Source organism: Limnobaculum allomyrinae (genome assembly GCF_016649425.1).
Taxonomy (GTDB): Bacteria; Pseudomonadota; Gammaproteobacteria; order Enterobacterales; family Enterobacteriaceae; genus Limnobaculum; species Limnobaculum allomyrinae.
In genome coordinates, this window is the sequence record NZ_JADRCR010000004.1 from 106,737 (window position 1) to 120,862 (window position 14,126).

Consider the following 14,126-nt stretch of genomic DNA (forward strand, 5'->3'; position numbering starts at 1 on the left):
TTATGGCATTCAGAACGGAAATAATTACTGGCGGCCAGAGTGGCCAAAACCACCTTCACCACGTTCACTGCTTTCAAAGTCTTCAACAATATTAAATTCGGCCTGCACCACAGGTACAAAAACCATTTGGGCAATACGTTCACCGGGTTCGACGACAAATGGGGTTTGACCGCGGTTCCAGACGGAAACCATAAGCTGCCCCTGATAGTCAGAATCAATTAAACCAACCAGATTGCCTAATACCACGCCATGCTTATGACCAAGACCCGAACGAGGTAAGATCACTGCAGCAAGCGAAGGATCGGCAATATGAATCGCCAGACCGGTTGGTAGCAGCTGGGTTTCTCCCGGATTTAATGTAACTGCTGCATCCAGACAGGCGCGCAGATCTAACCCGGCAGAACCCACAGTTGCGTAGGTTGGCAGCGGAAAAGTACTGCCAATGCGCGGATCCAGAATTTTTACGTCAATTTTTTTCATCATAACGTTTGACTATCTCGTCCATCAGTTTTTGACCAAGCGAAGATTTATCACTTAAAGGCAGACTCATCTCGCCGTTTGACCAGTACAGGTGTAATGCATTGGTATCACTGTTAAAACCTTGACCAGATAGCGATACATTATTCGCGCAAATAAGATCAAGATTCTTGCGGGCCAGCTTGAGCCGCGCATATTCTTCCACATTCTGGGTTTCAGCCGCAAACCCTACAACAAAAGGGCGGTTAGCGGTCATCGCCGCTACCTCAGCAACAATGTCGGGGTTTTTTACCATTTTTAAGACTAAATCGTCGCCCTGTTTTTTAATTTTCTCATTGGCGATATGTTCAGCACGGTAGTCGGCAACGGCAGCGCAGGCAATAAAAATGTTTTGTGACCCCGCCAACTGCATAACGGCCTCGCGCATTTCCAACGCACTGGTGACATTAATGCGAGTAACGTTCACAGGAGTGGGTAATTGAACCGGGCCACTGACCAGCGTGACGGAAGCACCCCGCTCAGCAGCGGCTTTTGCAATAGCATAACCCATTTTTCCTGAGCTGTGGTTGCTGATAAAGCGCACCGGATCCAGCGCTTCCCGGGTCGGGCCTGCGGTAAGCATAATGTTGATACCTGCAAGATCCTGAACGGGATTAAAAAAATCAACGCAGTGCTTAACAATACAAAGCGGATCTAACATTCTTCCCGGGCCGACATCACCACATGCTTGTGAACCGCTGTCAGGCCCCCATAAAAGGAGATTTCGTGACGCTAAAGTGTGTAAATTATGTTGAGTTGCCTGAGCCCGGTACATTTGCTGATTCATGGCAGGAACCACAGCCACAGGAGCACTGGTAGCCAGGCAAATCGTTGTTAGCAGATCGTTTGCCATTCCGGCTGCAATACGAGCCAGTATATCTGCAGTGGCAGGGGCAATAACCACCAGATCGGCCCATTTACCCAGCTCGATGTGGCCCATAGAGGCTTCGGCCGCGGGATCAAGTAAATCATCGGATACCGGATAACCAGAAACAGCCTGCAGAGTGAGTGGGGTAATAAATGCTTTTGCCGCTGCCGTCATGACAACGCGTACATCTGCTCCCTGATCTTTCAGGCGACGTACAATTTCCGGGCATTTATATGCAGCAATACCACCACTCATACCCAGCACAATTTTTTTACCATTCAACATTGCCATGATAACTGCCCTATAGATTGTCAGGGTCATTGCCCCTGATGATTAAAAGCGTGTTGCGGATTTTATCATAACCCCGTCGAAGGCGAGCTATCTGTCTGAGGTAACTTTGCCACTGTTACAGTGACAGATTACAGGCAAGCGGTGTCTGCTGTATGAATACCGTTATATATCAATGTCGACGAGATGAGCATAAAACGAACATCTTTTACTGATTATATATACAGTAATTGCAAGATGCTATAACAAAAAATCATAACTGTTTGTCGACTCAGCGTCTTGTTTATCCCCTTTCTAATACTGTCTTGATGAATGATTTGTGTGATATCCCCCGGAATAAATAGTAACGAATGAACTCTACCATTTTATTTTTTCGATACTTCTTCCAGAAATCATTTTTCCGGTTCGTATCTCTTTTCCTCCCCTATCAGAATATTGATAGCGGGAGGATAAAATGACAAGTGCAACAATAAATATATGGAGTGCTGAGGGTGCTCCCAGAGAGAAACTGCTACAAAATGGGGCTGCATCACTTTCTGATGATGAATTACTGGCTATTTTTTTACGTACGGGCGTTTCCGGGGTTCATGTGCTGGATTTTGCCCGGCAATTATTAAAAGAATTCGGTTCTTTATATGGGCTGATCTCTGCAGATTATGTTCGATTTTGTGATGTCAGGGGGCTGGGACTAGCAAAATATTCTCAGTTACAAGCATCCGTTGAACTCTCCCGGCGCTTTTTAGGGCATCAACTGGCTAAAGAGTGTTCGATCAATAATCCACAGATTACCCGACGTTATTTACAAAGTTTGCTGGCTCAGCGGGATCGTGAAATTTTTATTGTAATGTTTTTGAATAACCAGAATAGGGTGCTTTATCATAAGGAAATGTTCACCGGTACGCTAAACAGCGTTGAGGTACATCCCCGAGAGATTGTACGTGAGGCATTAAAATCAAATGCAGCGGCAGTCATATTAGCGCATAATCATCCCTCCGGAATGGCAGAACCCAGTCAGGCGGATCGTTACGTCACTGAAAAAGTGCGGGAAGCCTGTTCGTTACTGGATATTCAAGTGCTTGATCATATTGTTATTGGGCGTGGAGAATACGTTTCATTCGCTGAAAGAGGGTGGATTTAAGGTATTTTTTGCGATCTTATGGGATCTTTGTCCGTTCAGTACTTGAGCCCTGCCGGCTAAGGGCGTATACTACGCCACCTTTGAGGATCACGGATGTGGTATGAGAGCCTATTTCAGCAGGTTCCGACCTGACTTAACGTCTCATCTCGGCTGAATTTGCTGAGATTGGCTCTAAAGCCTGACGAGGCAGCCAACATCCTAACGAAGCTCGAGCTGATTTGATTTTTGGAGAATTTTGACATGTCACGAGTCTGCCAAGTTACCGGCAAGCGCCCAATGAGCGGTAACAACCGTTCTCACGCACTGAATGCGACCAAGCGTCGTTTTCTGCCTAACCTGCACTCACATCGTTTTTGGATTGAGAGTGAAAAGCGCTTTGTAACTTTGCGTGTATCTGCTAAAGGTATGCGTGTAATTGATAAAAAGGGTATCGATGCGGTGTTAGCCGATCTTCGTGCCCGCGGTGAGAAGTTTTAAGGAACTGAACCATGGCTAAAGGTATTCGCGAGAAGATCAAGCTGGTTTCTTCAGCTGGTACAGGTCACTACTATACCACCACGAAGAACAAGCGTACTAAGCCGGAAAAATTGGAATTGAAGAAATTCGATCCAGTTGTCCGTCAACACGTACTGTACAAAGAAGCTAAAATTAAGTAATTTTATTTTCGTTGTATAACGTATATCAAAACCCGACTTCGGTCGGGTTTTTTATTGCCTCAATATTCTCTTCCGATGAAATCTCGGGGTAACTTTATGCCATACCCGCTTATGTGTATGATCGATGTTTTGTGGCATAAAAGTAAAAACAGGAAGGTGGCGAATGCCAGAATTACCGGAAATAGAAACCAGCCGTCGCGGAATAGAGCCCTATATGGTTGGGCATCATATTGTCAAAACCATCGTTCGCCAGCCTAAATTACGCTGGCCAGTTTCCGGACAAATTATGGCGTTAGAAAATGCACCTGTTATAAGCGTTCAGCGACGAGCTAAATATCTGCTGATTGAACTGCCTGACGGCTGGATTATCGGTCATCTGGGGATGTCGGGCAGTGTCAGAATTCTGCCAGAATTTATTGAACCGGGTAAGCATGACCATGTGGATTTCATTCTGTCGACGGGGCAAGTATTGCGTTATACCGATCCAAGACGTTTTGGTGCCTGGCTGTGGGAGGAAGATTTGGCCACCAGTAATGTACTTAAACATCTGGGGCCGGAACCACTGAGTGAAGGATTTAGTGGAGAATATCTGTTTACTCGCTCACGCGCCAAAAAGACGCTTATCAAGCCATGGCTGATGGATAATAAACTGGTGGTTGGTGTCGGCAATATCTACGCCAGCGAATCACTGTTTGAGGCAAAAATATTGCCACAACGACCGGCAGGGTCATTAACGGAACCTGAAGCGCAGCGGTTGGCCTTAACTATCAAAAAAGTTTTGCAGCGTTCCATTGAGCAAGGTGGAACAACCTTGAAGGATTTTCTACAGGCGGATGGTAAACCCGGTTATTTTGCTCAGGAATTACAGGTTTATGGCAGAGCCGGAGAACCTTGTAAGGCTTGTGGTATGTTGATTGAAAGTGAAAAGCACGGGCAGCGAACAACCTTTTTCTGTCGACACTGCCAGCGTTAATTAACTCAACTTTTTCAGCAAAGCCTCTGCAACAACGGGGGGCAAAAATGAACTTACATCACCGCCGTGGCGGGCAACTTCTTTTACCAGAGAAGATGAAACGAATGACCACTTTTCTGATGGCATTAGAAAAATGCTTTCTAAATCAGCCATAAGGTGGCGGTTCATACTGGCAAGTTGAAGTTCATACTCAAAATCTGATATTGCCCGTAACCCACGGATCAAGACATTGGCTTTTTGTTTTTGGGCAAAGTGAGCCATCAGCTCACCAAAACCGATGACTTCAACACTGGGAAGATGAGCCGTCACTGCTTTGGCCAGTTCAACCCGCTCTTCCAGAGAGAAAAGCGTGTTTTTGCTCGGGCTGCGAGCAATGGCAAGTACCAGATGGTCAAACATATGTACACTGCGGGTGATGATATCCAGATGACCATTGGTCATGGGATCAAAGGTACCCGGATAGATTGCTTTAGTGAATTCAGCTCTGCGTAGTGTCATTTGCTGATGTTCTCCTGTTGGTGGATTGCCCAGAGTGCCGCATATTTATTAAATGTGTATTGGGCATTGATACAGGCAAGAAGAAAACCGTGTTTTCCATCCATAAAACCACGCCGTAACAGCCACGTTTTAAAAAATGCCCCGGAAGCATGAGTTACCGCAGAGAACATTGATGCTCTTTTACCTCGTTGATAGCTTTGCTTAGCCCAGCCTTCCGCATAGTTGAACTGTTTTCTTTGAAAGACAAAATAATCCCGGCAAGTTAAGTGTAATAAATCACCATTCAGGGAAATGATCTGTGCATTACCATAATCTACCGATTCATGAACCAGATTATCGTTGTAGCGATAAAGACTATTTTGATAAAGCCGAATAACCCGATCGGGATACCAACCGCTATGGCGCATAAACCGGCCTAAAAAGTAGTTACGACGCGCGCAGCTATAAACCTGTTCAGGACGGGTTTCACTATGAATAATTTGCTCGATAGATGCCCGCAGCTCAGGCGTAATTCGTTCATCGGCATCAATCATAAAAATATAATCGCCGCTGGCATAGCTTTGAGCTATCTGACGCTGTTTACCGTAACCCAGCCATTCTGTGTGAGTGAACACTTTGGCATTATGTTGTTGGGCGATTTGCAGGGTGCCATCTGTACTTCCGCTATCCAGCAAAACAATTTCATCGGCCCATTGAACAGATTGCAGGCAATCAGCCAATAGCTCGGCTTCATTTTTTGCAATTATTACCACGGAAAGGCGTTTTTTATCCACGAGTTAATGGCTCCGGGCTGGTAAATAGGGTTCTAAAAGCGTCAGAAGTTTTTCCAGCGCCCCCTGATTTTGCAGCAATACATTAACGGCTCTTTGTCCGCGATAGCTGCGGTACTCTTCATCAGTCAGTAGAGGATAGATAGCGTCAACCAGAGAGTCTGCATCTTTAATGGTTATCAACCCTTCAGCCTGTTCCAGCTTGTTACAGATATCTTTAAAATTGAAAATGTAAGGCCCCATTAATACCGGAATAGCATGAGCTGCTGGTTCCAGAGGGTTGTGACCACCACGTTCAACCAGACTACCGCCAACAAAAGCCAGATCGGCAATACCATATAGCAACATGAGTTCTCCCATGGTATCGCCTATCACTACCTGCGTATCAGTTGCAGGAACATCGCCACTACTACGGGTAATAAAATTCATTCCGGCCTGAGATGTCAATTGCTGCGCAACCGGAAAACGCTCAGGATGGCGCGGAACCAGAATGAGTAATAGCTCAGGGAAGCGCTTAAGAAGTTTGGCGTGAGCGTCCAATATGATGCCTTCTTCTCCATCATGAGTACTGGCCGCGATCCAAATCGGGCGATGAGGCGCCCACTGACGCCTTAAGCTTAACGCCCTGGCAGAAAGTTCGGGAGTAACGGAAATATCAAATTTGAGGCTACCGGTTATAGCTAAATGCGAACGTTTCAGGCCCAGTTGAATAAATCGTTCACCATCTTCCTGGTTTTGCGCGGCAATCAGTGTGATCTTTTGTAGCATGGTTCGTATTGTATTGCCCAGTTTACTGTAGCCGTTAGCAGAGCGTTCTGACAGACGAGCATTGGCGATAACCAGAGGAACATGACGTTTATTTAGTTGATGGATCAAATTTGGCCAAAGTTCAGTTTCCATAATGATAACTAACTTGGGCCTGACCTGATTCAGGAAGCGGTTCACTGAACCCGGTAAATCATAGGGCAGGTAAACGTGGTGAACATCATCACCAAATGCAGATAATACGCGTTCTGAACCAGTTGGTGTCATTGTTGTTACGGTAATCGGCAAGGTGGGATAACGGTAACGTAATGCCCTGACCAAAGGGATCGCTGTTAATGTTTCACCCACGGAAACAGAATGCAGCATGATGCCATCAGGTTTAACTTTGCCTTTGCAAAAGCCATATCTCTCTGCCCAGCGTTTTCGGTAGGCTGGCGCTTTACGGCCACGCAAAAACAGGCGAAGCCATATCAGAGGTTGTAGTAAGTACAGCAGAAATGAGTAAATCAACCGCAACATAATATATCCACAATTACCGGATGCTATTTGGCATCCGGTAATATTTTAAACTAATTAAGTGTTCGCGAGAGCGAGGTACTTTGAACTGGTCGGAATAATACCATAGTCCAGAAGCGGTTTTTCTTCTATTGTTGGTGGCTGAGTCGTCACTGAAATGATCTTTTTCGCTAAATCGTCCTCATTCAGTTCAGACAGGCCAATCGCTAAATTGCCTGTGAGTATGCTTGCAGGCCCTCCCGGACAGTTAGTACTGACTACCGGAGTTCCGCAGATAAGTGCCTCAACCAATACATTTCCAAAACCTTCACTATCTGAGCTTAGTATCAGTGTTTTGGCATGTTTGATATAAGGATATGGATTAGGGCAGAAGCCCATGAATTTTACTCTATCTTCAATATTGAGTGCTTTCGCCAGATTCTTCAGTTTTTCCGTATATTCCTTACTGCCTTTCCCGATTAATACTAAGGAGTCAGGGAGCTGGGTTTTAGCATAGGCTTTCAGCAGTCGATCGTGGCGTTTATTAGGATGTAAACGACCAACATGGATTAAATAGTCCGTTCCGGCTAATTCACAAGGCTCAGAAGCAAGAGCGCGGATAGCATCAATATCAAATGGGTTCGCAATATGCGCCGTTTTTCCCGGAGTGATACTAAATTGTTGAATCAGATCGTCGAGCGCAGCCTGAGAAACGCCAACAATATTTTTATGTTGATAAACACGACTGATTTTTTGTTTTTTCAACCAACGACTGAAACCCTGTTTGTTTCCCAGATAGGAGGTAGAAAAAACACCATGAATACAGAACCAAACTTTTGACCAATCGAGACTTTGGCAATGACTAACAATACGGTCTGTTTTATGCAGATTAGAAAATATCAGATCGAATTGACCATCGCTGTTTTGACGATGAATAATTTCTTGATCGAGTCGCCTGGCGCGGCGTTTAATTTCTGTCAGTTTTCGCCAGAAAACACGAGTATCATCGGACAACACAGTATATTCAATACCGGTCGGGATAGGGTAATCACAGACATCACGCAGAGAGATTAGCGAAACCTGATGCCCTAAATTTTTTATGCCTTCGGCTAGCGTCAGTACCACTTTTTCGGCTCCGCCGCCGGGAAGTCCGTCAATAACAAATAGAATTCTCATTTAGTTACTCATCAGGCGTTGATACAGATTCACTAATTGCTGAGAAAGCAGGCTGGCATTTTGGTGCAGCACTCTTTCTCTGGCTGCCTGGCCCATGGAAGAGCCCAATGCATGTTGCGGTAAGTCGTTAATTGCTGTGGTTAATGCATGGATATCCAGTGCATCGCAAACAAAGCCATTGATTCCTGACTCAATAAATTCTGCCCCACCGCAGGTATTGCTTGTGATGACCGGCAGCCCACAAGCCATCGCCTCTAAAATAACGTTAGGAAATGGATCGTATAAGGACGGTAGCAATAAGCCATCAGCTATCTGGTAATAGGGTAATACGTTATTTTGTACGCCAATAAAATGTACACGATTCTGGCAACCTAAACTGGCTGCCAAATGTTTGTAGCGCTTTTCTTCTTTGTCTTTGCCAACAACCATCAAATGGCGTGGAGTAGGAGCAATTGCCCGGATAGCTGCTCCTAATCCTTTGCGCTCAAAGCCAGAACCTACATAAATCAGGCAAGATACATTGGCATCGATATTTAATTGCGTACGGATCTGCTCTCTTTGTTGTTCATCTACGGGAATAAAACGCTGGCTATCGATAGCGTTATAGATAACGTTAATTTTATCTTCAGGTACGCCAAAATCTTCCATGATTTCTTGCTTAATCATGTTTGCGTTACAGATAACGGCACGTAGTTCTGGAGCAGAATACATTTCTTTTTCTGCATTCATTACGTAGCGATGATAGCGGTCGTTAAACAGAAATTTTTGACGCCAGGCGGGCAGTATTCTGGCTCGTTGTTGTAGCCAGCGTTGATGAACACCATCACCTGCACGATAAATATCACAGCCAGGAATACGTTCATGACTTTGGACTAAATCAAAGTGTTCACGCTGCCAAATTTGTCGCGCAGCGTGGGCAAAGCCCCTTTCTCTGCTGATCCTTCCCCATTTGGTTGGGTTACAGTGAAAAATATGCCAGTCAGGATTCTGCTCACCTTGCCATTCCCGTGTGATGACATTCAGTGAAAGGTTATGATCTTTTAACGCTTCCAGAGCTCGGGAGATAAAGCGTTCTGCGCCGCCATCCGGACGATACTTTTGCCGGACAATAGCAAGACGGATTGGATTCATACCGGTATTCCTTGAGAAAAAGAATTATTTTCTGTGTTAACAACTTCTAATTATATTGAGGTTGCTTTTTTAATCATTATTTAAGTTAAATGCTTGTCGATAGTTAACCTTTTTGAAAATGGCATCATCGATAGCACTGCTTTCAGAAAGATTAATGATATTAATATGTTTTTCCCTAAAAAGACGAGCTGCAAGTTCAAATGAGGGAATAATTTTGCTATCAAGAGATTCAGCTAAACGACTGGGCAAAATATCATTGGGCGTTTCATAAAATCTCGGAAGATTAAAATTGGCCATATCCAGTCCTGCAATATACAGTCGCTCATAACCCAGGTAATAAGCAATTTGCATTGCCCAGTAGGCAACGGTACCAGAATCAATGACTCCACTGCGAATGTCAGTGTTGAATGCGATATTAGGCAAACTATGATGAAAATGAATACTGGAAACAGAGTTCAGATTAGAATGAATATTCTTGTGTTGATAGATTTTGAAAGCTGCATCTTCGATTAAGGCTAGACGGCATTGTACTTTTTCCCATCCAAACATTTGGATAAGTTTAATAATTCCATAAACCGTAGTGAATAAGATAAGTGAGGTATTACTGATGATGCTTTCAACAACTTCCTTTCTGTCATCAATGAATGTCATGTCAACAATGACATAGTGCGTAAAATTTAGCACATTGTTTAAATGATAAGCACCATTAACTCCCATTACAGCTAAGGGGGGAATGCACGAAAAATCAATTTGATTGATCGATGGTCCTGTAGTAGCAAGCAGTAGTGAACCCGAACAGCTATTTTTGAGCGAACCTAGTTCAATTATAGGGATATTTAACCCTTTATAACTAAATGTGATAATTTCACCTGTAGTTGCTCGCTCAATTTTTAAGTAAGGCCAAAGGTTCTCATTATGCCGATAAGCGCGTGAATGCGTGTAACGGTAAATCTGCTTTAGCAAACTTCTCATACTTAACTCATCTGATTGGTTAACAGATAACAACAAAGAGACGTTCGAAAAATTGAACCTCCACCATTTGTTGTTGCCATATACAAACGTACCCCAATTCTGCGCACCTTGTTCGATTTACAGATGTTTTTTCACCCAGCTATTATGCTTGAATTAGCCTTATGAAAAAAGTTTCCTGAATAGTTTAACGCATTTTCACTACATCTCTGCTACGTAGTTAAATTTGTTTTCGGGTAATGACTAAATTAGCACGGCTACGTTTTAACATTAGTTTGTTGTGGCTATGGAGCTTTTATTGCTATTCGCATAAGATTTTATATGATTACTCATGTAAACAAATCTTACATATAGTGGTGTGTTGGTAATCAAGAGTGGGATAACACAAGGTGAAGAAGTAACAGTTCATTCTATATGCTAAGTAATAAACATATATAAATACAACTTTGTTTGCGCCTTCAGGAGAGAGTGCGTAACATTGGTACCCTATAATATTAGAGAGAAAGAAAATAGTTATTTATGGTCCAGAAGCCTGCTTTTCTTATCACGATTGATACCGAAGGCGATAACCTTTGGGTTAATACAAAAGATATTTTAACACAAAATGCTAATTATTTATTTAGATTTCAACAGCTTTGTGAGAAATATAATTTTAAGCCTACCTACCTGACTAATTATGAAATGGCTATTTCGCCTGCTTACGTTTCTTTTGCAAGAGATGTAATTGAGCGTAAGCAAGGAGAAGTCGGGATGCATTTACATGCCTGGAATAGCCCACCTCTTTACTCTCTGACGGCAGATGATGATAAATATAAACCTTATCTTATTGAATATCCATTGGATATTATGCGCCAGAAAATTGCCTTTATGACAAACTTACTGGAAGACACATTTGGTGTAAAAATGGTCAGCCATCGTGCAGGACGTTGGGCTTTTAATAAGCATTATGCCCAGTTGTTGCATGAATTTGGATATCTGGTTGATTGCTCAGTAACCCCTTATATAGATTGGAGTGGGGTACTGGGTGATCCGAATGGTGATGGTGGTTCTGACTTTAGTCGTTTTCCTGATGGTGCTTATTTCATGGACTTAGAGAATATTGCTAAAGTCGGTACATCGACACTCTTGCAGGTACCAATGAGTACCAGATTGAAACATGGAACCTTACAGAATACATTTAAACAGCTGTACAATGGCGTCAGGGGCAAAAAGAAACCTCTCTCTGTTCGTTGGTTACGCCCGAAAGGTGGAAATGTTGATGAAATGAAACGTGTTGTTGAGCAGTGCCTGAATGAAGGTAAGAATTACGTAGAGTTCATGCTGCATTCTTCCGAGTTTATGCCGGGTGGTAGTCCAACATTTAGTGATGAAGAATCCATTGAATTACTCTATAGTGATTTGGATGAGCTATTTGTGTGGCTGAGTCAACGAACTCAGGGAATGACAATGGCTGAATTCTATAAAAACGAAGTTATTTGTTAAATACGATTATTGTTTCTTTTGGTATTCTAAATGTATGAGTAAAATAAAAAATAAGTTATATCAATTCAATGAAGCCCCTGCCATTGTTTTCCTGATTTCTTTAGCTCTATCTTTTGCTCTACTATACGATACGGTTAGTCGTTATGCCTTATATATTGCATTCTATCTTTCAGTAATATATATATTTATCAGAAGAAATAATATAAGAAACCGAGAGCTGATATTACCCATAGTTATTATCTTATTTGGTATCTTTGAAATATCATGGGCAGAATTATCTAAGAGTACTGATTATAATATTGTAAATATTGAATATATACGTACTGCTAAAAGAATGATTTCGTGTGCAGTAATACTTTTTCATTTGGTGTCAATTAAGGAACGAGTGGGTAAAAAAACATTATCCCTTTGTGCTTTTATGTTGTTGCTCAGTTACTTATATCTATCATTTAGTGGAATCCTTTACTATATGCAAACAGGGCAGCGTATTGGATTTGGAATGGCAGCAACAATAGGGGGGTATATTTATACCATCCAGGCTTTATTGGTAATGTATATAGTATCCATATCTAAAATAAAATATAGTGATATCTTATTGGTCGTGCTGGCATTATTTACATTTTATGTTGTTATTATGACAGAAACCAGAGCCATTATTATAATTTATCCATTATGTGTATTTTTATTATTTATTAAATCAAAAATTATAAATATAAAATCTCTACTAGTCTTAGTAATACTTATTACAGCTGGTGTAAGTACAAATTTAATTTCGTTACAGCCAATTATTTATAGAATGGACTCTACCGTCTATGAGGTTAATGCTTATCAGGGGGGGACTGTTGGTACATCCTTAGGTGCAAGATTTAGCCTGTGGAAAGCTGGGGTTCATATTATAAGTGAACATCCTTATGGGGTTAGCGCTGATGAACGTAATGCATTGGCTAAAGAATATATTATAGAAGAACAATATAGTAACCCGGCAGCATTAGATGCACTGGAATTTCATTTACACAATGATATAATTAATATCGGTTCACTACAGGGTATAGTGGGAATATTATTTTTGCTTGTTTTTTATATTTCCCTGATATATTACACAGTCATCATAACGAAAAGTTTTCTTATATCAGCATTACTTATGATCCCAACGATATTTTTTGGATTGTCAGATACATTACTTTACTCAAATAAATATATATATGTCATGTTATTGAGTTTAGTTATATATATCTTTTTTTCATACTCTGGAAATAAAAATGTGCAGGAGATAAGTAAAAAATAGGATCCTCTTAAGCTTGTTTACTATGCCATCTTTCTGTAATAGAAATTAGAGATGCTTTAAACAAAGCATAGTAATTTTCTGGATAAAATCTTTCTGCAGAGGCTTGAATTAATTGCTGGTCGGGGAGCGCTTCACCATTAATAATATTACTAATAATATTATGTAGTGCTTGAACATCTCTTGGTTTAAACAAAACACCATTAATACCATTCTGAATAATATCTTTTGGCCCCGTTGGGCAGCTACTACTAATACTGTATACACCATGAGCTGCAGCTTCGGCAAGAACCATACCGAAACCCTCATGAGTCGAGGCAAGTATAATCGCAGTTATGTCATGTAAAACATCCCAAGGTTTATGCTGCCATCCATGCCAAATTATTTTGGGATAAATACTTAACTGTTTAGCATAATCTTGGGTAATTGCCATATCTTTACCGTCACCAACAATATGCAGTTCAAATTCGTTTTTTATTGTGGAAAATGCATCCAGAATATCTTTCAATCTTTTTTCATCGCCGAAAAGAATACGGCCTAAATAAGCAAATTTGTGTTTATCTGTTGGTCTTGGGATCAATCGATTAGCAGGTTTACATGGATTGAAGATAGTATAAATACGGTCTTTTTCTGCTCCTAATTGAGTTAATTGTTCTGTTATTTCTGATGCAATGGCTAAATGAAAATCCGCCCTTAATATACCTGATTTTTTATTTATATTTATTAGAGAATTATGAGACCATGAAATCAAAGGATAATGGCCAAAACATATCTTTCTTGCAAAGTCGGCTATCAGACAAGTTAAAGAATTTGTACAAATGATAAGATCGGGCTTCTCTTGGTAAAGAAAACGAGACAGTGAAATAGCATAAACAAGATTTCTCACTTTCTTGCTTTTGTGTATGCACATTGAAGATTTATACTCAATACCTTCTAGCCATTCTGTATAGTGTTGCTTTTCTTTTCCCAACATAAATAATTTAATCTGAATACCATCAGCTTTAATCATAGGCAGGAGGGTAGTCATTACGGTTTCCATTCCCCCTCGTCCTTCCAGGAAGGGAAGGATTAAAATGATTTTTTTTAATGCCGTAGTTTTATTTTTCATATTGGAATATA

At 41.6% G+C, this 14,126-nt stretch carries 15 protein-coding genes; 6 read left to right on the forward strand and 9 right to left on the reverse strand.

The annotated features are described in order from the left end of the window. Window positions 1-24 precede the first annotated feature (24 nt). Complete coding sequence (gene dut / locus I2494_RS09390; protein ID WP_218466597.1) at window positions 25-483, reverse strand: dUTP diphosphatase; 459 nt, start codon at window positions 481-483, stop codon at window positions 25-27. Further along, window positions 467-1,675, reverse strand: a complete 1,209-nt coding sequence (coaBC, locus tag I2494_RS09395; protein ID WP_218466598.1) for a bifunctional phosphopantothenoylcysteine decarboxylase/phosphopantothenate--cysteine ligase CoaBC — start codon at window positions 1,673-1,675, stop codon at window positions 467-469. The genes dut and coaBC overlap by 17 nt, the downstream gene beginning before the upstream one ends. A gap of 466 nt (window positions 1,676-2,141) precedes the next feature. Between coaBC and radC the strand changes: the two genes are divergently transcribed. The 4 genes from radC to mutM all read left to right on the forward strand — a co-directional run bounded on the left by radC (window position 2,142) and on the right by mutM (window position 4,439). Continuing rightward, window positions 2,142-2,810, forward strand: a complete 669-nt coding sequence (gene radC / locus I2494_RS09400) for a RadC family protein (RefSeq protein WP_407657894.1) — start codon at window positions 2,142-2,144, stop codon at window positions 2,808-2,810. A gap of 240 nt (window positions 2,811-3,050) precedes the next feature. After that, window positions 3,051-3,287, forward strand: a complete 237-nt coding sequence (gene rpmB / locus I2494_RS09405) for a 50S ribosomal protein L28 (protein ID WP_108900751.1) — start codon at window positions 3,051-3,053, stop codon at window positions 3,285-3,287. Between the two features lie 11 nt (window positions 3,288-3,298). Continuing rightward, window positions 3,299-3,466, forward strand: a complete 168-nt coding sequence (gene rpmG, locus I2494_RS09410) for a 50S ribosomal protein L33 (protein ID WP_029093261.1) — start codon at window positions 3,299-3,301, stop codon at window positions 3,464-3,466. Window positions 3,467-3,629: 163 nt separating this feature from the next. Then, window positions 3,630-4,439: a bifunctional DNA-formamidopyrimidine glycosylase/DNA-(apurinic or apyrimidinic site) lyase gene (gene mutM / locus I2494_RS09415; RefSeq protein ID WP_218466600.1), complete on the forward strand. Its 810-nt coding sequence runs from the start codon at window positions 3,630-3,632 to the stop codon at window positions 4,437-4,439. Here mutM and coaD read toward each other — a convergent pair whose 3' ends face one another. From coaD to I2494_RS09445, 6 genes are all read right to left on the reverse strand, one after another. Next, entirely contained in the window at window positions 4,440-4,937 is a 498-nt protein-coding gene (coaD, locus tag I2494_RS09420) for a pantetheine-phosphate adenylyltransferase (protein WP_218466601.1), read from the reverse strand. After that, complete coding sequence (locus tag I2494_RS09425; RefSeq protein WP_218466602.1) at window positions 4,934-5,710, reverse strand: glycosyltransferase family 2 protein; 777 nt, start codon at window positions 5,708-5,710, stop codon at window positions 4,934-4,936. Before I2494_RS09425 ends, coaD begins: the two co-directional genes overlap by 4 nt. Before the next feature lie 3 nt (window positions 5,711-5,713). Further along, window positions 5,714-6,991 carry a lipid IV(A) 3-deoxy-D-manno-octulosonic acid transferase gene (gene waaA, locus I2494_RS09430; RefSeq protein WP_407657886.1) on the reverse strand — a complete coding sequence of 426 codons (1,278 nt, stop codon included), beginning with the start codon at window positions 6,989-6,991 and terminating at the stop codon, window positions 5,714-5,716. A gap of 54 nt (window positions 6,992-7,045) precedes the next feature. Further along, window positions 7,046-8,143 (reverse strand): glycosyltransferase, encoded by a 1,098-nt coding sequence (locus I2494_RS09435; protein WP_218466603.1) that lies wholly within the window; start codon window positions 8,141-8,143, stop codon window positions 7,046-7,048. Then, a complete protein-coding gene (locus tag I2494_RS09440; protein ID WP_218466604.1) occupies window positions 8,144-9,274 on the reverse strand; it encodes a glycosyltransferase family 4 protein in 1,131 nt (376 codons plus the stop codon). It lies immediately after the preceding gene. A gap of 69 nt (window positions 9,275-9,343) precedes the next feature. Further along, on the reverse strand, window positions 9,344-10,246 hold the full coding sequence (locus tag I2494_RS09445) for a sugar glycosyltransferase (RefSeq protein WP_218466605.1): 903 nt from the start codon (window positions 10,244-10,246) through the stop codon (window positions 9,344-9,346). A 516-nt stretch (window positions 10,247-10,762) separates the two neighbouring features. Between I2494_RS09445 and I2494_RS09450 the strand changes: the two genes are divergently transcribed. Beyond that, complete coding sequence (locus tag I2494_RS09450) at window positions 10,763-11,725, forward strand: polysaccharide deacetylase family protein (protein WP_218466606.1); 963 nt, start codon at window positions 10,763-10,765, stop codon at window positions 11,723-11,725. Between the two features lie 34 nt (window positions 11,726-11,759). Beyond that, window positions 11,760-13,010: an O-antigen ligase family protein gene (locus tag I2494_RS09455; RefSeq protein WP_218466607.1), complete on the forward strand. Its 1,251-nt coding sequence runs from the start codon at window positions 11,760-11,762 to the stop codon at window positions 13,008-13,010. Window positions 13,011-13,017: 7 nt separating this feature from the next. Here the strand turns inward: I2494_RS09455 and I2494_RS09460 are convergent, their stop codons facing one another. Next, on the reverse strand, window positions 13,018-14,115 hold the full coding sequence (locus tag I2494_RS09460; protein WP_218466608.1) for a glycosyltransferase: 1,098 nt from the start codon (window positions 14,113-14,115) through the stop codon (window positions 13,018-13,020). Window positions 14,116-14,126 lie beyond the last annotated feature (11 nt).

Excerpts from the sequence above, each read along its gene's own strand:
- I2494_RS09445 (WP_218466605.1), bottom strand. The coding sequence starts at position 10,246 with ATGAGAAGTTTGCTAAAGCAGATTTACCGTTACACGCATTCACGCGCT.
- rpmB (WP_108900751.1), top strand. The coding sequence starts at position 3,051 with ATGTCACGAGTCTGCCAAGTTACCGGCAAGCGCCCAATGAGCGGTAAC.
- waaA (WP_407657886.1), bottom strand. The coding sequence starts at position 6,991 with ATGTTGCGGTTGATTTACTCATTTCTGCTGTACTTACTACAACCTCTG.
- coaBC (WP_218466598.1), bottom strand. The coding sequence starts at position 1,675 with ATGGCAATGTTGAATGGTAAAAAAATTGTGCTGGGTATGAGTGGTGGT.
- I2494_RS09435 (WP_218466603.1), bottom strand. The coding sequence starts at position 8,143 with ATGAGAATTCTATTTGTTATTGACGGACTTCCCGGCGGCGGAGCCGAA.
- I2494_RS09450 (WP_218466606.1), top strand. The coding sequence starts at position 10,763 with ATGGTCCAGAAGCCTGCTTTTCTTATCACGATTGATACCGAAGGCGAT.
- I2494_RS09440 (WP_218466604.1), bottom strand. The coding sequence starts at position 9,274 with ATGAATCCAATCCGTCTTGCTATTGTCCGGCAAAAGTATCGTCCGGAT.
- I2494_RS09455 (WP_218466607.1), top strand. The coding sequence starts at position 11,760 with ATGAGTAAAATAAAAAATAAGTTATATCAATTCAATGAAGCCCCTGCC.
- rpmG (WP_029093261.1), top strand. The coding sequence starts at position 3,299 with ATGGCTAAAGGTATTCGCGAGAAGATCAAGCTGGTTTCTTCAGCTGGT.
- I2494_RS09460 (WP_218466608.1), bottom strand. The coding sequence starts at position 14,115 with ATGAAAAATAAAACTACGGCATTAAAAAAAATCATTTTAATCCTTCCC.
- dut (WP_218466597.1), bottom strand. The coding sequence starts at position 483 with ATGATGAAAAAAATTGACGTAAAAATTCTGGATCCGCGCATTGGCAGT.
- mutM (WP_218466600.1), top strand. The coding sequence starts at position 3,630 with ATGCCAGAATTACCGGAAATAGAAACCAGCCGTCGCGGAATAGAGCCC.
- coaD (WP_218466601.1), bottom strand. The coding sequence starts at position 4,937 with ATGACACTACGCAGAGCTGAATTCACTAAAGCAATCTATCCGGGTACC.